20 protein-coding genes are annotated in these 24,730 nt (G+C 32.9%); 14 read left to right on the plus strand and 6 right to left on the minus strand.

Annotation, left to right across the window (positions count from 1 at the left end):
- Window positions 1-155 precede the first annotated feature (155 nt).
- Entirely contained in the window at window positions 156-1,268 is a 1,113-nt protein-coding gene (locus RM538_RS03235; RefSeq protein WP_311331955.1) for a 7TM diverse intracellular signaling domain-containing protein, read from the plus strand.
- Between the two features lie 70 nt (window positions 1,269-1,338).
- On the opposite strand, the gene RM538_RS03240 is transcribed toward RM538_RS03235, so the two are convergent.
- Complete coding sequence (locus RM538_RS03240; RefSeq protein WP_311331956.1) at window positions 1,339-4,500, minus strand: cytochrome c biogenesis protein CcsA; 3,162 nt, start codon at window positions 4,498-4,500, stop codon at window positions 1,339-1,341.
- 80 nt (window positions 4,501-4,580) lie between these two features.
- Here RM538_RS03240 and RM538_RS03245 point away from each other — a divergent pair, with 80 nt between their 5' ends.
- From RM538_RS03245 to RM538_RS03295, 11 genes are all read left to right on the plus strand, one after another.
- The gene (locus RM538_RS03245) at window positions 4,581-5,360 is read left to right on the plus strand and encodes a Rossmann-like and DUF2520 domain-containing protein (RefSeq protein WP_311331957.1); all 780 of its coding nucleotides are present in this window, start codon (window positions 4,581-4,583) and stop codon (window positions 5,358-5,360) included.
- A complete protein-coding gene (locus RM538_RS03250; RefSeq protein ID WP_311331958.1) occupies window positions 5,344-5,877 on the plus strand; it encodes a KdsC family phosphatase in 534 nt (177 codons plus the stop codon). Before RM538_RS03245 ends, RM538_RS03250 begins: the two co-directional genes overlap by 17 nt.
- A 5-nt stretch (window positions 5,878-5,882) precedes the next feature.
- Window positions 5,883-6,797, plus strand: coding sequence for a geranylgeranylglycerol-phosphate geranylgeranyltransferase (locus RM538_RS03255; protein ID WP_311331959.1), 915 nt, complete (start codon window positions 5,883-5,885; stop codon window positions 6,795-6,797).
- A gap of 2 nt (window positions 6,798-6,799) precedes the next feature.
- The gene (locus tag RM538_RS03260) at window positions 6,800-7,387 is read left to right on the plus strand and encodes a Maf family nucleotide pyrophosphatase (protein ID WP_311331960.1); all 588 of its coding nucleotides are present in this window, start codon (window positions 6,800-6,802) and stop codon (window positions 7,385-7,387) included.
- 31 nt (window positions 7,388-7,418) lie between these two features.
- Entirely contained in the window at window positions 7,419-8,345 is a 927-nt protein-coding gene (locus RM538_RS03265; RefSeq protein ID WP_311331961.1) for a septum formation inhibitor Maf, read from the plus strand.
- Window positions 8,346-8,392: 47 nt separating this feature from the next.
- Window positions 8,393-10,141, plus strand: coding sequence for an agmatine deiminase family protein (locus RM538_RS03270; RefSeq protein ID WP_311331962.1), 1,749 nt, complete (start codon window positions 8,393-8,395; stop codon window positions 10,139-10,141).
- Between the two features lie 93 nt (window positions 10,142-10,234).
- On the plus strand, window positions 10,235-12,742 hold the full coding sequence (locus tag RM538_RS03275) for a PIG-L family deacetylase (protein WP_311331963.1): 2,508 nt from the start codon (window positions 10,235-10,237) through the stop codon (window positions 12,740-12,742).
- Between the two features lies 1 nt (window position 12,743).
- Window positions 12,744-12,872 carry a hypothetical protein gene (locus RM538_RS03280; RefSeq protein ID WP_311331964.1) on the plus strand — a complete coding sequence of 43 codons (129 nt, stop codon included), beginning with the start codon at window positions 12,744-12,746 and terminating at the stop codon, window positions 12,870-12,872.
- A complete protein-coding gene (locus RM538_RS03285) occupies window positions 12,865-14,586 on the plus strand; it encodes a sodium:solute symporter family protein (protein ID WP_311331965.1) in 1,722 nt (573 codons plus the stop codon). The genes RM538_RS03280 and RM538_RS03285 overlap by 8 nt, the downstream gene beginning before the upstream one ends.
- A 17-nt stretch (window positions 14,587-14,603) precedes the next feature.
- Window positions 14,604-15,074, plus strand: a complete 471-nt coding sequence (locus tag RM538_RS03290; protein WP_311331966.1) for a DUF1572 domain-containing protein — start codon at window positions 14,604-14,606, stop codon at window positions 15,072-15,074.
- A complete protein-coding gene (locus tag RM538_RS03295; protein WP_311331967.1) occupies window positions 15,064-15,525 on the plus strand; it encodes a hypothetical protein in 462 nt (153 codons plus the stop codon). Before RM538_RS03290 ends, RM538_RS03295 begins: the two co-directional genes overlap by 11 nt.
- Here RM538_RS03295 and RM538_RS03300 read toward each other — a convergent pair.
- The 3 genes from RM538_RS03300 to RM538_RS03310 form a co-directional block, all read right to left on the minus strand.
- Window positions 15,522-16,745 carry an Nramp family divalent metal transporter gene (locus RM538_RS03300; protein WP_311332157.1) on the minus strand — a complete coding sequence of 408 codons (1,224 nt, stop codon included), beginning with the start codon at window positions 16,743-16,745 and terminating at the stop codon, window positions 15,522-15,524. The two genes, RM538_RS03295 and RM538_RS03300, sit on opposite strands and share 4 nt — an antisense overlap.
- Window positions 16,742-17,866, minus strand: a complete 1,125-nt coding sequence (locus tag RM538_RS03305; RefSeq protein WP_311331968.1) for a DUF2891 domain-containing protein — start codon at window positions 17,864-17,866, stop codon at window positions 16,742-16,744. Before RM538_RS03305 ends, RM538_RS03300 begins: the two co-directional genes overlap by 4 nt.
- Window positions 17,867-17,956: 90 nt before the next feature.
- Window positions 17,957-20,827: a M16 family metallopeptidase gene (locus tag RM538_RS03310; protein ID WP_311331969.1), complete on the minus strand. Its 2,871-nt coding sequence runs from the start codon at window positions 20,825-20,827 to the stop codon at window positions 17,957-17,959.
- A gap of 393 nt (window positions 20,828-21,220) precedes the next feature.
- On the opposite strand from RM538_RS03310, the gene RM538_RS03315 reads away from it, so the two are divergent.
- Complete coding sequence (locus tag RM538_RS03315; RefSeq protein WP_311331970.1) at window positions 21,221-21,790, plus strand: hypothetical protein; 570 nt, start codon at window positions 21,221-21,223, stop codon at window positions 21,788-21,790.
- Window positions 21,791-21,794: 4 nt separating this feature from the next.
- The gene (locus RM538_RS03320) at window positions 21,795-22,163 is read left to right on the plus strand and encodes a response regulator (RefSeq protein WP_311331971.1); all 369 of its coding nucleotides are present in this window, start codon (window positions 21,795-21,797) and stop codon (window positions 22,161-22,163) included.
- A gap of 57 nt (window positions 22,164-22,220) precedes the next feature.
- Here the strand turns inward: RM538_RS03320 and RM538_RS03325 are convergent, their stop codons facing one another.
- Both RM538_RS03325 and RM538_RS03330 read right to left on the minus strand, forming a co-directional pair.
- On the minus strand, window positions 22,221-23,762 hold the full coding sequence (locus tag RM538_RS03325; protein WP_311331972.1) for a YifB family Mg chelatase-like AAA ATPase: 1,542 nt from the start codon (window positions 23,760-23,762) through the stop codon (window positions 22,221-22,223).
- 95 nt (window positions 23,763-23,857) lie between these two features.
- Window positions 23,858-24,688 (minus strand): glycosyltransferase, encoded by an 831-nt coding sequence (locus RM538_RS03330; protein ID WP_311331973.1) that lies wholly within the window; start codon window positions 24,686-24,688, stop codon window positions 23,858-23,860.
- Window positions 24,689-24,730 lie beyond the last annotated feature (42 nt).

The following is a 24,730-nucleotide window of genomic DNA, read 5'->3' on the forward strand; positions in this document are numbered from 1 at the left end:
CAGCTTTAAAAATTAAGTAAAATATCATATTTTTGTAGGGTTTTTCTGTAAATTCCCAATTTTTTATCAATTTCATCGATAAAACGTGTCTTTTTATAGTTAAAAAGCAATCTTTCCTTATATTAGTAGTACCCAAATTAATTAAACCTACTTATATGAGACAATACTACCCCAAAATAGGATTGTTTGTTTTAACATTATTTATATGTCTTACATGTAATGCTGCCATAAAGACAAATGCAATAACAGATGTTTCTACTACAAATCAAGTTAGTGTCGTAAATGAAAATGGTATTTCAAAAGCAACAACTAGTCAAGTAAAGAATTTAGAAGAATCAACTTCAAATTCTTTTAGTACTGGATTCTACTATGGAATTTTCGCAATGACTATTATAATAAGTTTGCTATGCTTTTTCTTATTTCAAGAAAAATTATATCTTATTTTGGTTGGTATACAAGTCGCTATAGCAACATTATTATTAAATAATGATGTGTCCATTTTCCTGGATTCAGGTTTAATTACAAGCATCACATTACTTTCGGTAGCTTGCATATCTATTCCGTTTACTAGTAAATTCTTTTCTTTAAACGAAGGGAACATACTTAAAACAATAGCAAATGCAAGTGCAATTATTGCTTCAATATTTCTATTGAGCTTCTTTATTACTGGAGTTAAAACATTTTTAGATATTACTAATATTTTATCTTCTGCTGTATTAATATCCTTGTTGGTAATAGGAGTTTCTAAATTTTCTGAAAACGGATATTCCAAACTGTATGTAATTGCTTCAGCAGTACCAATTGTTTTTGTAATAAATTTCTATGCACTACAACCTATTGGTGTAAATTTAATTAATACCGAATTATTTCATTTAAAAACCGCTTTCCTACTTCAAGTATTTCTTATAACATATACCATTCTATATAGAATGAAATCAATAAAAGAATTAAACGAAATACGAAAAATAGAAATGCAGTTATACATTAAAAATCAAGAAGCCATGAGTAGAAAAAACATAGAGTCGCTAATGCAAGACGTATACCTTGAAAACTTAATTATGAATCATGACCTTGATGGGATGGATATAAAACTGCTTCAGTACATTTCTGAAGGAAAAAACAATACCAAAATAGCAAGAAAGCTTAAAGTAAGTGAAAATGACTTACAAGATATTATTACAGAGTTGTACTATAAGCTAGGTGTTGAAAAACAAGTACAAGAGGATCATGATTTAATAGATAGTCAACCTGACTATATTTACAATTAAAACCCTGACTTAGCTCTATAGCTAATCATGTTGTAGTGAAGGATATATACTTTGTTGAATATATCCTTCTTTATTTTGCATAAAACTTTTTATACCTGAAATAAGAGAAAAAGCTTAACAAAACAAAGAATGCAAGCAAGTAATATACAAAACTAGGTGTTACAGGGACATCGCCACTTGCATATGAGTGTAGACCTGTTAAGTAAAAGTTTACTCCAAAATAGGTCATCATTATAGATGCATAAGCAAAAATTGCCATCACATTAAAAAACCATCTACCTCGTAAACCTGGTACTAAACGCATGTGTATCACAAAAGCATAAACCATAATACTTATAAGTGCCCATGTTTCCTTAGGGTCCCAGCCCCAATAGCGTCCCCAACTTTCGTTAGCCCATTGTCCACCAAGAAAGTTACCAATAGTAAGCATTACAAGACCAACGGTTAAAGACATTTCAGTAATAATGGTAATTTCTTTGATATTAAGGTCCATTTTAAGCTTATTCTTCTTAGTGGTAAGCAACATAAGTAGTAATGCAGTAGTCCCTAAGATTAAGCCTAGTGTAAAAGGCCCATAACTTGCTACAATTACAGCTACATGTATCATTAACCAATAACTATCTAAAACAGGCTGTAAATTGGCTATAGATGGGTCTAACCAGCTCTGGTTAGCAACCCATAAAACAATTGAAGCAACAAATGCTGTAGAAGCAATAGTTAACATACTTTTCCTTCCAAAAGCCAATCCAAAAAAGACAGTAGCCCAAGCTACATAAATTATAGACTCATACGCATCACTCCATGGAGCGTGACCACTAATGTACCATCGCATAATCAACCCTAATGTCATTAAAACAAAAAGTGCCCAAATACAATACTTGCAGAGATTTATAATGTACTTAAGTATTCTTTTTTCTGAAAAAATCTGAACAATAATCCCAATAAACATAAAGGCTCCAAACATCAAGAAGTAATGATAGAGTCTGTTAAATAAGTTTACTTTGTTATACATTATTTCGGCATCAACCTTCTTTTCTGAAGGTAATACTTCACTACCGTATTTTTTCTGAAAATTTGTAATCCCTTCTAAAATCTGTTCGGCTTCACTATAATCTCCAGAAGCTCTTGCTTCTCGTAGCTTCTGAAAATACGCTGGTAAAATGGTTCTTGTAGCAATGGAATCCATTCCTTTAAAGTTTGCCTCTCCAAGTTCTGGGTAGGAAACCCATCTATTACCTTCATCATTAGGCAAAGGGAAAATCTTTAAAATACCACCACTTAATGCTTCATTTAATAAATAATAATTTTCATGAGCTTTAATAAAATCTTTTTCAAACTGATTTTTATTAGTTTTAGCACTAGCCGTTTCTAAGTAAGGCTCTAATTTATAATTTCCCTTAGCATCAAATAAATCTAAAAGTGCAATACGTTCTGTCCCTTCTGGTACCCCAGCTATTTTGCGTATGCTATCATTTCCTCGCTTTAAAGCAATGATGGGAACTTCTACCCAAAACCTAGGGAACTCTGTCATGGATATAAACACCTGATTAGCGTCTAAACCTTCATAGCTATCCTTTCTACTAATTTTTCTTAATAATTCACTAGCAAAGGTATTTACAGGCTTCATACGACCATCGTCCTGTATTATTAGTTTTGCAAACTTTGCTGCATGCTCTTTTGAAACTGCATTTGCTAGAATTAAAGAGTCAACAGTTACTTTAGGTGTTGTTGTATGTTCATGATTATCTTCTTGTGCAAAAACACTTAATGAGAAGAAAATAAGAAGTAAAGATGTAATCTTGCTCTTCTTATTTTTAACTTTATCTAACATCTTTTTAAGTGAACCAAATCGTGTATTTCTATCAAAAAGAATAGCCATTAGGCCAAAGTACAGCAAGAAATAACCAATATAGGTAATCCAAGTTCCCCAGAAATCATGATTTACAGAGAGTATTGTCCCTTTCTCATCGGCATCAAAACTAGCTTGAAAAAAACGGTAGCCACCTTTATCTAGTACATGATTCATATAAATCTCTTCGTCTTTTAAATTATCTCCATCTACTACAGTTACTTTACTTTTAAAGGATTTATAGCCTTTTTCCGTACCAGGGTATTTTTCAGCAATAAAATCATTTAAAGTAATTGCAAACGGTAAATCAATTGTTTTAGAACCATAGGTCATATATACTTTTAAACCTCCAACCTCTGCTAATTCTGGGTCTGGACTTGTTCCCTTCCCTCCTAGCAATTCAACTGTTTTAGTTTCCCCTCCAGAAGAAACATCAAGGATTAATGCGCTTCTATTAGTCTTTTCTGGCAATTCTGCTTTTACAATCCCTTGTTTTCCACTAACAACAGGTTCTGGAATTACAAATGCCATTCCGGCTAATTGATACAACGAACGCAACTGTAAATTCTGAATACTGTCCTTTACAACGTCTCCTTGTTTTTGGTCTGCCATACGCATATAGTTCCCTTCAAAAGGAGTTAATAGTGTGTATGAACCATCTTCTTCGTGATATGTAATATTGATGGCTCCTTCGGTAGGTTTATTGAAAGCAAACAGCACATTATGAATATTAGCAACCTCCCCAATTTTAAGCCAATGGTCATGGCGATTTCCATCTCCAGCTTCTACAATTTTTAAATGTGGTTCACCATCTTCAGTAAGAATAAGTCCTTCTTTAGCATTACTAATAAAATCTCTGTATTTTATAGTTACTGGTTGTTTGTTGTAATCTGTACTAATTGAAAAATTATTATCTAATCTTTCTGAGAGATTAAGTTTTTTAGGATTCAAATTACGTCTCATTGCAACTCCATTATCTAAAGAATCACCATCTATAAATGTTTTTAAATATGCATGTTCTGAAAGTATTTGATTCTCTGTAGCTCCTTCACGAATGCTTATAACGCCTTCATAACCAATATATCTCGTTACAAATGCACCAACAATAATTAGTATAAAAGACAGGTGCAGCGTAAGAGTTGCCCATTTTTCTTTTCGCCAAAGTCTAAACTTGAAAATATTACCTATAAAGTTTACTACAAAAAGTCCCATAATAGCCTCAAACCACCAAGCATTGTATATAAGTGCTCTTGAATAGGGTGTTGGTGAGGTTTCTTGTGAAGCATCCATAAAGGTTCCTATACCCATGGCAACTGCAAAAACAATAAATAAAATAGCGGTGAGACGAGTAGAAAATAGGATTGAAGCAATCTTCTTTTGCATAGTGCGAAATTTTATGCAAAAATAACTAAAAACACTCGTTTAAAATAGTTAAATGATGCATTTTAAAATCACTTTAGGTTATGTATTTTAGCAATATGATTAATGTATGTCTTCTGGGGTTTGGCTCTGTAAACTTTCATCTTGCTACTGCCTTTGTTGCTTCTAAAAAAGTAATGATAAATTGTATTTATAACAGATCTGAAATTGAGCTTCCTGAAACTTTTAAAAATATTCCTTTTACAACAAAACTTAAAGAGATTCCCGAATCACAGGTGTACATTATTGGTATTACAGATGATGCTATACAAAGTTTTTCAAATGCTATTCCATTTAAAAACAAGTTAGTAGTTCATACTTCTGGTGGTGTATCAATAAGTAAATTAAATTCAAAAAACCGGAAAGGAGTTTTTTATCCTTTGCAAACATTTTCAAACAGTAGTGAGTTAGATTTTAGTAAAATTCCCATTTGTGTAGAAGCCGAAAATGAAGAAGACACAGCACTACTTATAAAATTAGGGAGTACAATTTCAGAAAATGTTCAAAAAATTAATTCTAACAAACGAGAAACACTTCACCTAGCTGCTGTATTAGTAAATAACTTTACTAACCATTTATTTTATATAGCTTCAGAAATTACAAAAGAAAATAACTTAGACTTTTCATTGCTACAACCTCTTATAAAAGAAACTGTACAAAAGCTAAAAACACTAAATCCCATAGAAGCACAGACTGGGCCAGCACTTAGAAATGATAACCAAACAATAGAAAAACATTTACATTTGTTACGAGACGAGCAACAAAGAGAGCTATACAAGCAATTAACAGAATCAATTCAAAAAACACATGGAAAAAAGTTATAAAGAATATCTAAACCATATTACAACCTTTGTTTTTGATGTGGATGGAGTACTTACAGATGGGACTATACAAGTGACTACAACTGGAGAGCTATATAGAACCATGCATACAAAAGATGGCTTTGCTCTTAAAACTGCCATAGACAAAGGCTATAATTTGTGTATTATTTCTGGCGGAACTAATGAAGGTGTTAGAAATAGACTAGCTGGATTGGGTATTAAAGATATTCATCTTGGAGCACATCATAAAAAGAATGAGCTTACAGACTACTGTGCTTCAAAAAATATAGATTTAAGCAATGTTTTGTATATGGGTGATGATATCCCAGATCTTGAAGTTATGCAATTAGTAGGGCTTCCATGTTGCCCCCAAGACGCTGTTCCAGAAATAAAAGCTGTTAGCAAATACATTTCACATAAAAAGGGAGGATTAGGTTGTGTACGAGAAGTAATAGAACAGGTATTAAAAGTACAAGACAACTGGATTAAAGGGAAAGCAACTTCTGCAAAGTATGATTAGGTTCTATGATTTCCTACTTTAAAATTATTAGACCAATAAACTTAATGATGATTGCAATAACAATGGTTATTGCAAAATATGGCTTCATAGAGGTATTACAAGTAGGGACTGCTCTTTCTCCTTTTTATTTCTTTTTATTAGTTTTTTCAACAATTTGTATCGCAGCAGGAGGATATGTTATAAATGATAGCTATGATGTAGAAATTGATAAAATTAACAAGCCTAAAAAAGTTTTGATTGGCATTAAAATTTCTCAAAGAAGTGCAAGTGTATACTACGTTGTACTAACATTACTAGGAGTTGTAGCAGGTTTTATTATCTCTAATCATATAGAAAAACCAGCTTTTTCAGCCTATTTCATAATAATCGCTGCACTACTCTACTCTTATGCTAGTAATCTCAAGTCTAGACTTTTAATTGGTAATATTTTAATAAGTATTCTTGTTGGTATGACACTCATCACAATTGTTTTGTTTGATATACTTCCAGCAATTAATATAAAAGCAACCGAGCGACAAATGGCCGCAAGTTCTATTTTACTGTATTATGCTGGTTTTTCGTTTTACATAAATTTAATAAGAGAGCTTGTAAAAGATTTACAAGATATTAATGGTGATAAAAATGGTGGTAGAAATACACTTGCAATTGTGCTAGGAAGAAAGCGCACTACCCTGCTTGTTTTTGTTTTAGGACTTCTTGCAATTATAGGGCTCGTTACTTATACGTATACTTTTTTATATCAATATCAATTTATAGCACTTTATTTTTTAGGAGGAATAGTAGCTCCGTTAATTATATTTTGTATAAAATCTTGGTCTGCTGAAAGTGAAAAAGACTATAAAAATCTATCAATATTAGCAAAGGCTATTCTTTTTATTGGAATGCTTTCATTATTATTTTATCCCCAAGTACTTACTTAATTATGCTTAAACACTATCTAAAAAACTATAACATTATCCTTGCTTCTGGTTCGCCTAGAAGACAAAACTTTTTTAAAGAATTAGATATAAATTATACAATAGATGTTCGCCCTGTAGATGAAGTGTATCCCCATACATTAAAAGCAGAAGAAATAACAAATTATTTATCAAAATTAAAGGCAAACGCTTTTAAAAATCTTTCAGAAAAAGATATTCTAATTACTAGTGACACCATTGTATGGAAAGATGATAAACCAATTGAAAAACCTTCAAATAAAGAAGAAGCTATAAAAATGCTTAAAAATTTAAGTGATGACTACCATGAGGTCTACACCTCGGTGTGCTTTACTTCCAAAGGTTTTCAGAAAACTGTTTATGATGTAACAAAGGTTTGGTTTAAAGCACTCACAGAAGAAGAGATTAATTATTACCTAGACAACTATAAGCCCTTTGATAAAGCAGGAAGCTATGGTATACAAGAGTGGATAGGGTACATTGGTATACAAAAAATAGAAGGATGCTATTTTAATGTAATGGGGCTACCAACACGACTTGTTTACAAAACGTTAATAGACATTGCTACAGGTTGATTTGTTTGTAAATTTGTGTAAAACAAGTTCTATGAACCTTTACTTCTCTTTTTTATCTACATTAAGCCTTTTAGTTTTATTTTCAGGTTGTACTTCAAAACAAAAAGACACAACACTATTAAATACCGAAATTGTTTCAGCTTCTAATACAGTAAAAAAAAGAGAGTTGTCACAAGATTTTAATGAATATTGGTATGCTGGTAATGCAGAAATAACTTCATATAAACTATCACAAGAACGTTATGGAGAATTAAGAGAGGGTAACGCGGTAACTATTTTTGTTACTGAAGATTTTGTGCCTAAAAAACAAGTAAAAGCAGACAGTCCTTCCGAAGAAAACATCCCAGTTTTAAAATTAAACAGAACCAAAAAATTTCTAACAGGTATTTACCCATACTCCATCATGACAAGTACCTTTAGTCCTGTTGCTTCAACAGAAAATGCATTGAAGGTAACAAACTCTGTACAAGAGTGGTGCGGACAAGTTTTTATGCAACTTAATAATAAGTCTGAGTATGAAATAAACTCCTACTCGTATTTTGAAAGTGAAGGTGACCAATCCCTTCAACTAAAAAAAGATTGGCTAGAGGATGAAATCTGGAGTCTGATTAGAATACACCCAGAAGAATTACCAACTGGAGATATTATGATGATACCTTCTTTTGAGTCTATTCGTCTTCGCCATAAAGAAATAAAAGCCTATACAGCCTTCGCAAACTTAAAGCAAGGTGATTCTATAAGTTCATACTCATTAAACTATCCTAATTTGCAAAGAGAACTTAAAATTTACTTTCAAAGTGAATTTCCGTATCAAATTGAAAAATGGGAAGAAATAAATGGAGCTAACAATACCGAATCTCTTAAAACAACTGCTACTAGGCTAAAAACAATAAAGACAGCATATTGGAGGCAAAATAATAACAAAGATGTTGTACTTCGAGATTCTTTAGGGCTCTAATGTAAAATCAACCTTTTTAAGTATATTTGGGAAAAATTGCAATCCTAATGACTACAACTACATTTTTAAAAAGAAGTCTGTATACTTTTACATTCTTTTTTACAGCTACTTTATTTGCACAACAAGTAGTCCCACATTACAAAACCCAAGAAGAGAAAGACCAACTCTCATCTTATAATTTTAAGAGATCCGTACTAACAGATCCTCCTGTTGGAGAAGTTCGTACAATGGCAGAATGGGAAGAAGTAGAATACCTCGTAGTTACATGGGAACCTAATTTTCCGAACATATTAAGACAAATAGTAGCAGCTGCTGTAGAAGAGTGTAAAGTAATTATTACTACACAAAATGAAACTTCTGTTTCAAACTATTTATCTTCTAATGGAGTAGATTTAACCAATGTAATTTTTATGGATGAAGATTGGGACACCATTTGGATTCGTGATTACGGCGGGAATACTATTTATTCTGATGATGTAGGCGATAGAGCACTTGTAGATTGGATTTATAATAGACCAAGACCTAATGATGATATAATTCCATCAGCACATTCTAATTTACAAGGAATTCCTATTTACATAACAGACTCCGGAACAAACGATTTAGTTAATACTGGAGGTAATTTTATGAGTGACGGACTTGGAAATGCCTTTGCTTCAGAATTAATACTAGAAGAAAATGAACCTGGAAATCCATATGGGGTATCACCAAAAACTGAAGCAGAAATTGATGCTATAATGGAAGCTTACATGGGAATTGACAACTATATTAAAATGACTGCACTTCCATTTGATATTATTAATCATATAGATATGCACATGAAGCTACTAGATGAAGAAACATTGCTAGTTAGTGAATATCCAGAAGGTGTTGCTGATGGTCCACAAATTGAAGAGAATATAAATTATGTACTTTCCAACTTTATGAGTCCATTTGGGACACCTTATAAAGTGAAGAGAATCGCAGCCCCACCAAGTGAGTCTGGCAACTATCCAGATAATGGAGGTTTTTATAGAAACTATACAAATTCAATATTCATTAATAAAACTATTTTAATTCCTCTATATCGTCCAGAAGTAGATGGTCCTGCTCTTGCCCAATGGGAAGAAATGATGCCAGGTTATAATATAGTAGGAATCGATGTGGATAATCCTGGAGAAAACCTAATTGCTCAAGTAGGAGCTATACATTGCATTACACACAGCATTGGAGTTTCAGACCCATTATGGATTGTACATCAACCTATTGCAGATGCGGCACCTAGTGAAACTGTAACTGTAGATGCGATGATAAAGCATAATTCTGGTATTGCTAGTGCTTCAGTTTTTTGGAGAACTGAAGGTAGCACAAACTATACTGAAGTACCAATGACATTAGATAGCGGTGATACTTGGACAACAGACCTTAGTATTCCAAGTTCTGAAGAAGAAATAGAGTATTATATAAAAGGAACCGCAACATCTGGAAAAACCATTAATAGACCCATTGTAGCACCAGAAGGGTATTGGAAAATTAATGTGGATGGAGTTTTAAATACTGAAGAGTTTACTACTGAAAGTATAAGAGGCCCATATCCCAACCCAACAGATGCTACAGTAAAGTTTACATTACCTACTAGAGCCGAAATTAATAGCGTAAGTATATATAACATTCTTGGGCAAAAAGTTCAGGAGATTACTATCCAAAGAGATATTTCAATCTTAGAACTTTCATTAGAAAATTATGAAACCGGAATGTATTTTATTCAGTTTAATGCATCTCAAGGAGCAGTAACTAAAAAAGTGGTTAAGAAGTAGTTTTAACTGTTAAAGAAATCTCAACAAATATTGCTAAGGGTGTATTTTGGGTATCTTTGAGATAACAATCTTAAAAACTTAAAATACACCTTTATGCGTTATATACTTACGTTACTGGTACTGTTTATTTATAGTCCTTCCCTCCTAGCACAACAACCTCAAAAGCCAACAACTTCAGAAATTTACCATAACCTTCAAAAATTAAATTTTGTTGGAAGTGCGATGTATATCGCTGCACACCCTGACGATGAAAACACACGGTTAATTTCTTATCTATCAAATGATGTAAAAGCCAGAACTGCTTATTTATCATTAACACGTGGAGATGGCGGGCAAAATTTAATAGGACCAGAAATTAGAGAATTATTAGGTGTTATCCGTACACAAGAATTAATTGCTGCTAGAAAAACCGATGGAGGTGAACAGTTATTTACAAGAGCCAATGATTTTGGGTATTCTAAACATCCAGATGAAACCTTAGCCATTTGGAATAAAAAAGAAGTTTTAAGTGACGTAGTACGAGCTATAAGAAAGTTTAAGCCAGATATTATTATTAACCGTTTTAATCATAGAAACCCTGGCACAACACACGGACACCATACCTCTTCTGCCATGTTAAGTTTTGAAGCTTTTGATTTAGTAGGAAATACAGCCGAGTATCCAGAAACAGTAAAACAATTTGGTGCTTGGCAACCTAAACGCCTTTTTTTTAATACTTCTTGGTGGTTTTATGGAAGTAGAGAAAATTTTGAGAAAGCAGATAAGTCTAATATTCTAGAGTTAGAAACTGGAACTTATTATACCTCGCTAGGTTTATCTAATGGTGAAATAGCTTCTTTAAGTAGAAGCATGCACAAGTCTCAAGGTTTTGGAAGTACAGGAAGTCGTGGTAGTGCCACAGAATATTTAGAGTTTTTAAAAGGAGATTTTTCAAAAGAGGAGGCCACTAATAATGGCTCTAGTCCAGATTTATTTGCAGGTATCAATACTACTTGGTCTCGACTTGATGGAGGAAAAGAAATTGGAGCTATTTTAGAGCCACTTGAAGAAAACTTTAATTTTAAGAATCCTGCTAGTATGCTTCCAGACTTATTAAAAGTGTATGAGTTAGTAAGACAATTAGAAGATGACCATTGGAGAACTATAAAAAAAGCACAGTTAGAACAACTTATTTTAGATTGTGGAGGTATTTTTCTTGAAGCAGTTGCAAATACCAATAGTATTAATCCTAAAGGAAGCTACCAAGTAAGTATAGAAGCTATAAACAGAAGTAATTACCCTGTGGTTTTGCAAAGTATAAAAACGCAAGACGGAACTACGCTTTCAACGCCTGTTACCTCATTGTTACCAAATGAGCGTTCTACTTTTGAAACTAACATTACTTCTTCCAACAAAAAGGTGTCTACTCCGTATTGGCTAAATGAGAAAGGGAGTTTAGGTATGTACAAGGCTCCTTCTCCACTAATTGGAAAACCAGAAACACCTGCTCCAGAAAAATTGTTATTTACACTTCAGTTAGGGCGTTCTCAGATAGATATAACTAGAGATGTGGTTTATAAATATAATGACCCAGTAGATGGTGAAGTCTATCAACCATTAGAAATAGTACCAGAAATAACCACTAGTATTCCTGAAAAGGTATTAATTTTCGCAGACGATAGTCCAAAACAAATTCCAGTAGTAGTAAAAGCTGGTAAAGAAAACATTAGTGGTTTTATACAATTAAATCATCCAGATGGCTGGACTGTTTCACCTGCGCAACAAACTTTTGAATTATCGCAAAAAGGAGAAGAGAAAACAGTATTGTTTACTGTAATACCTCCTAAAGAGCAAAGCGAAGGGTTTTTAAAACCACTCGCAGTAGTAGGAGATGTTTTTTATGATAAAGAATTATTTACATTAGATTATAACCACATTCCTTATCAAAGAGTCTTACTTCCTAGCGAAGCTAAAATTGTGCGTATTCCAATTGAAAAAAAAGGAGAACACATTGGATATATAGAAGGTGCTGGAGATGCTATTCCTGAAAGCTTAAAGCAAATAGGATATCAAGTTACTACTATAGTTCCTAATGAGATTACATTAGAGAACCTTCAGCAGTATGATGCAATTGTAGTTGGAATTAGAGCATATAATACTATACCAGAATTAGCCTTTAAGCAAAATGCTTTCAGAAGTTATACTGAAAATGGTGGAACCTTGATTCTTCAGTATAATACAAATAGAAGAATGGTTACTGAAGATATTGCTCCTTATCCTTTAAAACTTTCTAGAGATAGAGTAACAGATGAATTTTCTGAAGTTAAGTTATTAGCTCCAAAACACCCTGTACTTAACGAGCCCAATATCATAACAGAAGCAGATTTTGAAGGTTGGGTACAAGAAAGAGGACTCTATTTTCCTAATGAATGGGATGCTAAATTCACTCCAATTTTAGGAATGAGTGACGAAAATAGTACAGAAACTAAAGGTTCACTCTTAGTTACTAAACACGGAAAAGGATATTATATATATACAGGACTTAGTTTTTTTAGAGAATTGCCAGCAGGTGTGCCAGGAGCTTATAGATTATTTGCTAACTTGTTGTCTTTAGGTAATTAATATGGAAGAAACTGATATTGTAGAAAAAGTAAGAGACAAATTTGTTTGGAGAAAGAAATACACACTTGTATTACTTGCCAATGCATTTTATATCTATTTGTTTTACCTACTAACTCAACACTATGCATAACTTTTTAGCACTTAGCACGCTTCATAAGTACGACTGGTGGATACTTTGTGGAACACTTATATTTATTGTGTTTTATGGAGTTTATAAAACTCGTAAAAATAAAAACGTTACAGATTACCTAAAGGGTGGTAATGATGCACGTTGGTGGACCATAGGCCTAAGCGTAATGGCAACTCAAGCAAGCGCCATCACTTTTCTTTCTACACCTGGACAAGCATTTCATGATGGGATGGGCTTTGTGCAATTTTATTTTGGGTTACCTATTGCAATGGTAATTATTTGCCTTGTTTTTATTCCAATTTACCATAAATTAAAAGTGTTTACTGCTTATGAATACCTAGAAGGGCGTTTTGACATAAAAACGAGAACTCTTGCTGCCCTTTTATTTTTAACGCAACGAGGTATTGGCGCCGGAATAACAATTTTTGCACCATCAATTATACTCTCGGCTGTATTAGGCTGGAATCTATTATATCTAAATATCATAATTGGTATTCTTGTTATTATCTATACTGTAAGTGGTGGTACTAAAGCCGTAAGTGTTACTCAAAAACAACAAATGGCCGTAATCTTTTTAGGATTGTTTGTTACATTTTTGTTGATACTTAATTACCTTCCGCTAGATATTAGTTTTAGTAAAGCACTAGATATTGCAGGTGCTAATGACAAAATGAAAGTTCTCGACTTTTCATTTGATTGGGAAAATAGATATACTTTTTGGAGTGGAATTATTGGAGGTACCTTTTTAGCCTTATCGTATTTTGGTACAGACCAAAGCCAAGTACAACGTTATTTATCTGGTAGGTCTTTAAAAGAAAGCCAAATGGGCTTAATTTTTAATGGATTACTTAAAGTACCAATGCAGTTTTTTATACTACTTGTTGGAGTAATGGTCTTTGTATTCTATCAATTTAATAGCTCCCCATTACACTTTAACCCTGCTGCCGTAAATGATGTAATGGCTTCAGAATATGCTGAACAATACCAGGATTTAGAAACTGAAAAAGAAGCGTTAGACTTACAGTTAGCAGAAAAGCAAATTTCGTATGCAAAAATAAATGACACTTCTGAAGAAAAGGAGCAACTTCTAGAAGAAATTAAAATTATTAATATTACTAAAGATGAACTAAGAGAACAATCTAAAGAATTAATTAAGCAAGCAAATCCAGATGCTGAAACTAATGATAAAGATTATGTATTCATTCATTTTATTTTAAATCAACTTCCGCGTGGTCTTATTGGATTGCTACTAGCAGTAATTTTAAGTGCTGCAATGTCATCAACAGCTTCTGAGTTAAATGCATTAGGCTCTACAACAACAATAGATTTGTATAAACGAAATATACAAGGTAGAACCGAAAAACATTACGTACGTGCCTCTAAATGGTTTACCTTACTTTGGGGTGTGATTGCTATTTTAGTAGCTTGTATTGCTAATTTATTTGAAAATTTAATAGAGCTCGTTAATATTATAGGTTCTATTTTCTATGGAAATGTGCTCGGTATTTTTCTTCTTGCATTTTTTGTGAAGTTTGTAAAAAGTAAAGCTGTTTTTATAGCTGCATTAATTACACAAGCTATTATTATTTATGTTTGGTGGATAGACGTAATGCCTTACTTATGGCTTAACTTAGTGGGTTGTGCATTGGTCATGGGAATTGCAATATTCTTACAGGTTTTTATAGGAATGCCTAGTCAAAAGAAAGCTTCGTAGTTGAAAAATATTAAATTATGAAAACGCCTAAACAACTAGCCAAACACCTAAGAGAAGTCTATTTTGGAGGAAACTGGACAGCTGTTAATATAAAAGACACCCTTGCAGATGTAACTTTTAAAGAAGCGACAACACAAATAGATAGTACAAATACAATTGAAACCTTAGTATATCATCTGCACTATTATGTAACCCTAGATTTACGGGTGCTTGAAGGAGGTCCCTTAGTGGGGAGTGACAAAGAGAGTTTTATACATGATTCGGTTACGTCTCAAAAAGAATGGGAAGATTTTCTTGAAGTTAGATATATTGAAGCTAAAAAATTTGTAAAGTCTATCGAATCTCTTTCAGAAGAAACACTTTGGAAAGATTTTGTTGCTGAAAAACATGGTAATTATTACCGAAACCTTGCAGGTATTATTGAACATACACATTATCACTTGGGACAGATTGTATTGCTAAAAAAACTAATCAGAAATGGAAATTAAGACGTTAAAAGAAATCGCAATACCTTCTGAAGAGAAAAGGCTTCAAAAATACTTTTCTTGTTATAAAGAACTTGTCAACGAGTTAAAAACAAAAGACATTGAAACCAGTATTGTTTCTGAAATTAATGAGCAAATTGACACTATAAATAATTATACTAAAGACTATAAATCACTTAGAAAGTATATCTACAAAAGCAGAAATAAAATTTTAAAAGATCTTGAAAAGAAACATAAAATTGTTGCTAAAAATTATTACCGAAATATCTGGATGGCAATAGGTTTGGCTGCTTTTGGAGTTCCTATAGGTATTGCAATTAGTACAGCTATAGGCAATATTGCTTTAATGGGTGCTTTCTTCCCAATAGGAATGGCTATTGGAATAGCAGTTGGCATTTCTATGGATAAAAAAGCTGAAAAAGAAGGTAGACAACTCAATACAGTTTATAATTAAGCAACAAATACTAAATAAAGGCTTCTTAATCCTAGTAATAATGCAATACTAACAACACAAACTCCAACAATGTTTTGGAGTTTTGTATTTACATGGGATCCTAAAACTTCTTTTTTATTGACTATCCAAATTAAAAATCCTGCAACTACAGGGAGTAAAATACCATTTGCTACTTGGGCAAAAGTTATGATAGTTATAGGCTTAAATCCTATGGACGAGAAAATAACACCTAACACTAATATAAGTCCCCAAACACTCCTAAATTTATTTGATTTTAAATTGGTATCCCAACCAAAACAACCTCTTGCCACGTATGCCGCTGCTAACGGAGCTGTAATTGCAGATGTAATTCCTGCAGCAAATAAACCTATACTTAAAAAATAAGTTGCAAAACTACCATACAAAGGTTTCAAGCCTATTGCCAAGTCTGATGCATTAGTAACAACACCACCTTCTCCATTTGTAGCTGTAATGATAATTGCAATAGATACTATTCCACCCAAAATAATTGAAAAAAACAAATCACGTCTAGCTGCTTTTAAATCCGCTACTCCATTCCATTTCTCTTTTACAAGAGAAGCGTGTAAAAACAAATTATATGGGACTACAGTTGTACCAATTAATGCAATAATTGTGAGAATCCCTTTTTCGGGAATTTTTGGCATTAAAAGTCCTTTAAAAATTTCAGCTAGGTTAGGTTTTGTAATAATTGCAGTTAATAAAAAAGATAGACTCATAATTACAACTAAGCCAACTAAAAATCGTTCTATTATTTTATAATTTCCTATATAGAGTAAAACAAAAGCGATTATTCCAATTATAATACTAAGGTAATTTATGTTTAACCCAATTATACTATAGGTTGTGGTCTCAATAAGAGTTTCCAAACCTAGTACTCCCCCACTTATGTTACCTGCTTCATAGGCAGCATTGCCAATTAAAACAGCACCAATAATAAGCCCCATGGCAAGCCAACGTAGTGATGTTGATTTAATTTGAGTTGTAATTGTTTCAGCAAGCCCTTTCCCTCCAACTAGGCCTAAACGCATTGCCATTTCTTGTAAAACAATAGTGGCAATAATAGAGACTAGCATTGCCCAAAGCAATGTAAAGCCATATGTTACCCCTGCAATGGTACAAACTGTAACTGTACCAGGACCAATAAAAGCCGCAGCTACTAAAGTTCCCGGACCTATATTCTTAAAAATATTTTTCATTATTGGTTTTTAGTTAATGCATAGATTGCAAAACTCCCTAACCAATGGCCACCTTCATAACTATCACCTACTAAATTGGGCAAAGAATAATTTACATGCATATTAGCCACATTGGTAAGATGTGAATACTCTGGGTAGTTATTAGCTAAACTATATAAAACCCAAGCTCTGCTAAAGTTTAATCCATCGAGATGTACTAGTTTCCCATCAGTTCTATCACTTACTCTACCTACTTCTAAAGCATAGTCACTACTACTCAATTGGGGCATGAAGTTAGTAAGCCAATCTGTAAACTCTTCCCTTGGCAATACACGAAGCATAATATCTATTTCCTCTAAACAAGGCGATAAAAAGTCATAGCCACTTGGCTCCCAACTTATAGGACAATTACTATCTTTTGCATAAAACTCTTTTGCGCGTTTTTCAATAAGTGAAGCTAGTTTTCCATTTTTAACCGTTACTGCATAGTCATACGCGAATGTTAAACCAAAAGCCGTATTAGTATGCTCGCCAACTCGAATGGGATACACCAATTTTGGTAAAAACTCGATATACTTGTTTACTATTAACTGTGATAAAGGTGCTAAGTTACTTTCCAGTTCTCTTGCCAAAGGATCTTCCCAAGTATGCAATGCTTCACTAAGCTTTAATAACCAAGCCCATCCGTAGGTTCGCTCAAAAGATTTATTGTGTTTTCCTTTGAAGTAAGCAACTTCTATTGCTACATTTTCCTTAGTAATATTTCGCTTTAAAATAGCTCTTACCTCCTCTGCTTTGTCTAAGTCTGGAAATTTATCCAAAAGTGTAACCATTGACCAATATCCATGTACAGCACTATGCCAATCAAAACAACCATAAAAGATAGGGTGTAATTCTTTTGGTTCTTTTAAATCTGAAGCACTCCCAAGGGTTTGTCCTAATTTATATGGGTAAGTATGTTCCACGCATTGTAAAGGGAGTTCTATTAATTTATTAGCATCCTTTAATGTAAATGAAGGAGAAGGTTCCTCTTTTATAATTACTGAAGTGCTTTTTTCATTCTCTTTAGAAGGCATCTCCTTTCTCTTAATATCACAAGAACTAACAAGGAATAGTGCTAAAAACAGCAGTAAACAATTTTTCATCTGTATTAATATAAATTATATATACTGCTAAAGGTATCAAAAAAAAAGGATGCTCAATGAGCATCCTTTTTAATTTAGTATATAAAAAACTTATTGTTTTACTTCTTCGAGTTTAATCTCTTCGGCATTTTTATCAACAAGTTTTACTTCGTCAAAGTCCATGTTTTTAAATTGGTTAAACTGAGTTTCGGCATCGCCAACTACTAGATACGCCATTTTGGACTCATCTAGATATTTATTAGCTAACTCTCTATGTTGCTCCAGCGTCATATTTCTAATTATTTCCTCTTCTTTTTCAATATAATTAGGAGGTAATTGATAATTACTCATTTCCTGTAACATACCAAGTAAAGCGCCTTGTGTCTCAAAACGTCTTGCATTAGACTTTATAAGTGCATTTTTAGTAAACTCAAGGTCTTCTTCACTTATTCCTTCTTTATACTTAGCAATTTGATCTTTAAAGATTTGTACAGACTCTCCTGTTGTGTTTGTTCTTACACTTGAAGATGCTGTAAATGTTCCAGGTATTTTGCTCCCACTAAACCCTGTACGAGCTCCATAGGTATATCCTTTTTCTTCACGAAGAATTAAATTTACATTTCCACTAAATGATCCACCTAATTTGTAATTCATAACTTCAGCTGGGTAAAAATCCTTATCTGTTCTTGGTAATGCGATATATCCAATATTAATAACAGATTGTTTTGCGCTAGGGATATCTACAAAGTATAAGCTTGACTTATCTCTATTATTTGCAATTGGGTATTCTGGCAATTCAACCTCTTTTGAAGCCCAACGTTCTTCTAATCCTTTAAGGCTCTTTAAGGCATCATCTTTATTAATTTTTCCAACTACATGGAATTTACTTATAGATGGAGAAAAGTTTTTATCATAGAAAGACTTTAAGTCATTAATAGTAATAGCGTTTACAGACTCTACAGTACCACTTGTAGGGTAGCTAAAAATATGATCTTCACCATATAATAGTTTATTATACACTCTATTTGCAACTACATTTGGGTTTGCATCAGAACGCTTAATACTATTTATTGTGGCTGTTTTAATCCGGCCAAACTCTTCTTCATCCCAACGTGGTTCTAGTAAAATCTCTTCAATAAGGTTCATAGTCTTATCAAAATTACGAGTAAGCGTATTTCCTCTAATAACTATAGATTCTCTCGTTGTGTACATGTTAATGCTAGCTCCAAGTAATTCAATTTCTTCTTCAAGCTGTGCTGGAGTTTTATTAGCAGTACCTTCCATCATGATGTCTGTCATAAGGTTAGCAACTCCATTTTTATCCATGTCATCTAGTAAGTGTCCTCCTTCTATAACTAAACTAAAGTTTACTGTAGGAATTTCATTTTGCTCAATTCCATACACATCAATTCCGTTAGCTAACTCAGCAGTCCAATTTGAAGGGACATTTAAAGCAGGAGAAGGTCCTTGCTCTGGTGGAGTTGAACGATCAATATTTGAAGGTGTTTTTGCAACTTCAGTTTCAGCATCTTCAATAACTTTGGTTACATTTTCTTTAATTTCTTCTTCTACAACAGGAGCAACTATACTATTTTCTGTAATTAATTCTAATTGTCCTTTAGGGACAAAACTCGTCATTACAAAAGGTTTGTCCTTAATGTACTTATTGTAAACACGTATTACATCTTCCTTAGTTACTTTTTTAATGTTCTCAATATCTGTTTCAATAAAACCAGGGTCTCCAGCAAATACATTGTACTGTGCTAATTGGAAAGACTTACCTAAAACACTACTAATCCCGTTGTAAAAACTAGTTTCTAAACCAGCTTTTATACGTTCTACGTCTCTGTCTGTTACACCTTCAGTTTCAAATAATTTAAAACCTTCCATGATACCCGCTTCTACTTCATCAAGGTCTTTACCATCGTTAGCAGTAATAACAATATGAAATTCTCCTGCAATTTCTTGAGAATTGTTATATGCCGAAGTTCTAGAAGTTAACTCTTTGTCTTTTACTAATACCTTGTATAAAGGAGCTTTTTTTCCGCTTGATAAAATTTCAGCAAGGAAGTCTAGTGCATATGCATCGTCTGTATATTGTTGTACTGTTGGCCAAACCATATTTAACTGAGGTGCTGTAGCAAAGTTATCTTCATGGTATAAACGCTTTGTTTCTGAAATAGTAACAGGTTGTGGCTCTAACTTAGGTACTTCTTGACGTCTTTTAATTTCACCAAAGTATTTTTCAATCATTGCTTTAGCATCAGCAGTTTCGAAATCTCCTGCTAATACAAGTGTTGCATTGTTAGGTCCATAATATTTATCGTAAAATTCACGAACGTCTTCTACTGTTGCGTTTTGAAGATCTACTAACTCTCCTATAACCTGCCAGTTATATGGGTGTCCCTCTGGATAAATATTCTTGTCTAATACCCAATTGGTATGTCCGTAAGGATTGTTATCTACACGTTGTCTTTTCTCATTTTGAACTACTTCTTGCTGATTGTAAAAAGCAGATTCTGTTACTGTATTTATTAAGAACCCCATACGGTCACTCTCTAACCACATAACAGTTTCTAGAGCATTACTCGGTACAATTTCATAATAAATAGTACCATCTTTCCAAGTACCACCATTAAGTGTTCCTCCTGCATCTTGAATCATTTTGAAGAATTGATCTTGCGGTACATTCTCAGACTCTTGAAATAACATATGCTCAAATAAGTGAGCAAAACCTGTTCTTCCTGTTTTTTCACGATTAGAACCTACGCCATACTGTATTGCTACAGAAACTATTGGATCACTTTTATCTTGGTGTAATATTACATCAAGTCCGTTTTCTAGTTCATACTTTTCGAATGCTACTGAAAGTTTTGCACTTTCTTCTGAAGAAGTTTCATTTTTATTATCACATGATAAAAACGAAAAAGCCACTACAAAAGCAGCAATCAACGAAATTCTAGATACTTTTTTTGTTATCATTATTTGATTGTTTAGTTTAATTTTTAATAAGACTCTAAAAGTACACACACGTTACATGACATACCTTAAAGAATTGTTAAAAAATAACTCTGAGCATCTTAATTATTAGAAAGTTAGGAGTTTTTATCCCAACCAACCATCTCTATCTAAACTTCTATATTGAATGGCTTCAGAAATATGAGTACTTGTTGTTTTAGTAGAGCCTTCTAAATCTGCATCTGTTATGTTGTTAGTTGCAGAGGTGAAAATGGTATATACTAAATTAACAATAAATAAGATATTATATTTTATTTATCACTATAATTGAAAAATACTGATTTGCTATTTCTTGAAAAGAAATCTATCTTGCTTAAATATTATCCCCCTTTAAAAAATCACATTCTTTTGTTGCTTATGGATTTAGAAGTCTGGCTTGCATTAATATCATCATTAAGTGCCATCGTTATAGCCGTTATAGGAATATTTGGCACATCGTTTAATAAAAAAAGAGTTTTGAAAGCTGAAAAAGCTTTAGAGGATTTTAAGGTTAAACTAGAAACCGAAAAAGTAAAATATCAATTATATAGTGAGAATACAACACGAAGGTTCAAGTTTATGGGTGAATTTATAAACTTAATCCAAGCTTTTAAAGATTATATATTAATGCTGCAAACTTCAAATGCAGTTTTAGAAAAAGAAATTGTAGTTAGAGCTATCTCTGAATTAAAGTCAAACTTCTTTACATTTTACCAGACTAACTCACAATTCATGATAGGTAAATCTTTAGATGCTGCTCATAATGCTAAGCATTTAGTAAACGAATTAGATAATTACGTAAGGTACTGCTGTCAAAATGGGTCTAATGATATAATACATTTCAAAGATGACACATCAATAAAATCTATTCATTCAAAATTGAGTGATTGTCAGAACACAATGAGAGACGCTAGGGCTGAAATTATTACTGTTCCAAATGAATTATAATCTCTTGATTATTGAAGATGCCTATTTAGAATCTTTAATTCTTGCACAACAATTAGATAGATTTGGTTTTAATATTGTTCACCTATTCAAACCTGAAATATTATTTGAAGAATATGATATAAGTAGATATGATTTAATACTAACAGATGTTAGCTTAGTTGATTCAATGGATGGGTACGAAGTATGCAGAAGAATTAGACAAATGAATTTAAATATTCCAATAATCGTTAGGTCTTTCAGTATGGAGTTTAAAAGCGAAATTGAAAAGGCTTATTTTTATGGAGCTACTTCCACTATCTCTAAAGGTGCTAAAATTGATGAGCTAGTAATTATTATTAATGAACTTTGCTTAGAATATAAGTCAGATAATTAAAGTTTGTTTAATATCATAAATTAAATTTCTATTATTTCTTTGAATTTAACATTTGTTTTACCCCAACCAACCATCTCTATCTAAACTTCTATATTGAATGGCTTCAGAAATATGAGTACCCGTTATTTCTTCTGAAGCTTCTAAATCTGCAATAGTACGGGCTACTTTAAGAATTCTATCATATGCCCTAGCCGAAAGATTAAGGCGCTCCATGGCTGTTTTCAACAACTGCAAAGAGGCTTCATCAAGTTTACAATACTTTCTAATTTGTTTTACTCCCATTTGAGCGTTATAATGAATTTTATCATATTCAGTAAAACGTTTCGTTTGTAATTCTCTTGCTTTGGTTACACGTTCTCTAATTACAATACTAGACTCCCCTCGCCTATCCTCACTTAGTTTATCAAAAGGCACAGGAGTAACTTCAATATGTATATCTATTCTGTCCAACAAAGGGCCAGATATTTTGCTTAAATAGCGTTGCATTTCGGCTGGAGAAGAAGATACAGGCGCATCTGGGTCATTAAAATAACCACCAGGACTTGGATTCATACTAGCGACTAACATAAAACTAGCAGGGTATGTAACAGTAAACCTTGCTCTAGAGATGGTTACGTCTCTATCTTCTAGTGGTTGTCTCATTACTTCTAGTACGCTACGCTTAAACTCTGGTAATTCGTCCAAAAACAAAACCCCATTGTGTGCCAATGATATCTCACCAGGCTGCGGGTATTGGCCTCCACCTACCAAGGCAACATCGCTAATGGTATGATGTGGGCTCCTAAATGGTCTTGATGTCATTACTCCTCCCTTTTCCATAGTACGTCCAGCTACACTATGAATTTTGGTTGTTTCTAAAGCTTCATTTAAATTAAGTGGTGGAAGTATACTTGGTAGTCTCTTGGCTAGCATTGTCTTTCCTGAACCAGGAGGTCCAATTAAAATAATATTGTGTCCTCCTGCAGCAGCTATTTCCATACAGCGTTTAATGGACTCTTGCCCTTTTACATCTGCAAAGTCAAACTCTGGGTTTTCAAGATGTTCATAAAACTCAGCTTTTATATCAATAGTAGTTTGCTGTAGTGAAGCATCTTCATTAAAAAAATCAATTACTTCTTTAATATTTTCTACTCCAAATACCTCCAAACCTTCAACAATAGCAGCTTCTTTTGCATTTTGTTTTGGTAAAATAAAACCTTTATATCCTTCATTTTTTGCATTGATAGCAATAGGTAGAGCTCCTCGTATTGGTTGTAGACTTCCATCAAGAGATAGTTCTCCCATGATAATGTACTGGTCTAGAGGGTTTCTCTCGTTAATTTGCTCTGTAGCTACTAAAATACCCATGGCAAGCGTTAGATCATAAGCTGAGCCTTCCTTACGCATATCTGCTGGGGACATATTAAGTATTAACTTTTTACCTGGGATTTTATAACTGTTATTTTGTAGCGCAGCAGCTATCCTATAATTACTCTCTTTAATAGCATTATCTGGCAATCCAACTAGATGATATCCAATGCCTTTATCAACGTTAACCTCTACAGTTATAGTAGTTGCTTCCACACCAAAAACGGCGCTTCCATAAACTTTTGTAAGCATATAAATTTAAAAATTGTGGGGAGTACAATTGGTGGGAAGATAATAAAATTATTTAGAGAAAAGAAAACAGTAAAGGTTGAACCTAAAAGAATAGTTTAAATCTTTGTAGTAGCACTTATCCCATAATACTCCATCAACTGTTCCCATTGTGTTCTATTATAATCTTGATGCTTATTGGTTCGTTTTAAAGCAATTGCTTGTGTTCCTAAAATTAAAACAGCAGGACTAGGTTGTGTTTCACTTATAATAACCTCTGTTTTTTGTAAAATTCCCATGGCTCTAAACCATAAATCATCTGCCTTAGGAGCTAGTTTTTTAATTAATTCAGAGTTGGTTGCATCTTCATGTAGTGAGTTAGGAGGATATAAGACTCCAAAAACACCAAGTGGCAGTAAAAAAGTACTATCCTTAGGTTGTTCTTTTGTGTGATACCACTCTACATATGGTTTAGGAGTGCCGTCTTTAGTATAAGTAATTTGCCTTACTTCATTCGCTACAATTGTATTAGGATACTTTTTATGTGTATTGTACAAAAGAGTTAAAAACTCTGGTGGATACATTAAGTCATCATCTACAGTAATTATATACTCGTCAGGATATAAATTAATTGTTTCAATTAGTTTTAAATGTGAAAAGTCATTTTTTGTAAAATGAATTTTAAATAAAGGACCTTCTATTTTCTGTAATGAACTTGGAACTTTAGACTTTAGATTTTCATGTAACCATAACACTACCTTCTTAGGCTTTTGATTTTGCGAAAGAATGCTTCTAACAGTTAGGTGCACGCTTTTAATTCTAGAGGGTATAGTTGTTAATGAAACAATAACTGGTATATCTGTATCACTAGAAGCATGTAATTTCTTAACAGGAATACTGCTTAATTTAAAGCGAGTACTTATAAAAGGCCAGATTTCACGAAATTTCAAAAAAGATAGTTTTAGAATTTAAAAATAGAAAACCTTGAGTAG

The organism is Patiriisocius hiemis, assembly GCF_031846325.1.
Taxonomy (GTDB): domain Bacteria; phylum Bacteroidota; class Bacteroidia; order Flavobacteriales; family Flavobacteriaceae; genus Patiriisocius_A; species Patiriisocius_A hiemis.

What these genes read in the sequence shown, in the direction of transcription:
- RM538_RS03235 (WP_311331955.1), top strand. Translation starts at nt 156, where the DNA reads ATGAGACAATACTACCCCAAAATAGGATTGTTTGTTTTAACATTATTT.
- RM538_RS03240 (WP_311331956.1), bottom strand. Translation starts at nt 4,500, where the DNA reads ATGCAAAAGAAGATTGCTTCAATCCTATTTTCTACTCGTCTCACCGCT.
- RM538_RS03245 (WP_311331957.1), top strand. Translation starts at nt 4,581, where the DNA reads ATGTATTTTAGCAATATGATTAATGTATGTCTTCTGGGGTTTGGCTCT.
- RM538_RS03250 (WP_311331958.1), top strand. Translation starts at nt 5,344, where the DNA reads ATGGAAAAAAGTTATAAAGAATATCTAAACCATATTACAACCTTTGTT.
- RM538_RS03255 (WP_311331959.1), top strand. Translation starts at nt 5,883, where the DNA reads ATGATTTCCTACTTTAAAATTATTAGACCAATAAACTTAATGATGATT.
- RM538_RS03260 (WP_311331960.1), top strand. Translation starts at nt 6,800, where the DNA reads ATGCTTAAACACTATCTAAAAAACTATAACATTATCCTTGCTTCTGGT.
- RM538_RS03265 (WP_311331961.1), top strand. Translation starts at nt 7,419, where the DNA reads ATGAACCTTTACTTCTCTTTTTTATCTACATTAAGCCTTTTAGTTTTA.
- RM538_RS03270 (WP_311331962.1), top strand. Translation starts at nt 8,393, where the DNA reads ATGACTACAACTACATTTTTAAAAAGAAGTCTGTATACTTTTACATTC.
- RM538_RS03275 (WP_311331963.1), top strand. Translation starts at nt 10,235, where the DNA reads ATGCGTTATATACTTACGTTACTGGTACTGTTTATTTATAGTCCTTCC.
- RM538_RS03280 (WP_311331964.1), top strand. Translation starts at nt 12,744, where the DNA reads ATGGAAGAAACTGATATTGTAGAAAAAGTAAGAGACAAATTTGTTTGG.
- RM538_RS03285 (WP_311331965.1), top strand. Translation starts at nt 12,865, where the DNA reads ATGCATAACTTTTTAGCACTTAGCACGCTTCATAAGTACGACTGGTGG.
- RM538_RS03290 (WP_311331966.1), top strand. Translation starts at nt 14,604, where the DNA reads ATGAAAACGCCTAAACAACTAGCCAAACACCTAAGAGAAGTCTATTTT.
- RM538_RS03295 (WP_311331967.1), top strand. Translation starts at nt 15,064, where the DNA reads ATGGAAATTAAGACGTTAAAAGAAATCGCAATACCTTCTGAAGAGAAA.
- RM538_RS03305 (WP_311331968.1), bottom strand. Translation starts at nt 17,866, where the DNA reads ATGAAAAATTGTTTACTGCTGTTTTTAGCACTATTCCTTGTTAGTTCT.
- RM538_RS03310 (WP_311331969.1), bottom strand. Translation starts at nt 20,827, where the DNA reads ATGATAACAAAAAAAGTATCTAGAATTTCGTTGATTGCTGCTTTTGTA.
- RM538_RS03315 (WP_311331970.1), top strand. Translation starts at nt 21,221, where the DNA reads ATGGATTTAGAAGTCTGGCTTGCATTAATATCATCATTAAGTGCCATC.
- RM538_RS03325 (WP_311331972.1), bottom strand. Translation starts at nt 23,762, where the DNA reads ATGCTTACAAAAGTTTATGGAAGCGCCGTTTTTGGTGTGGAAGCAACT.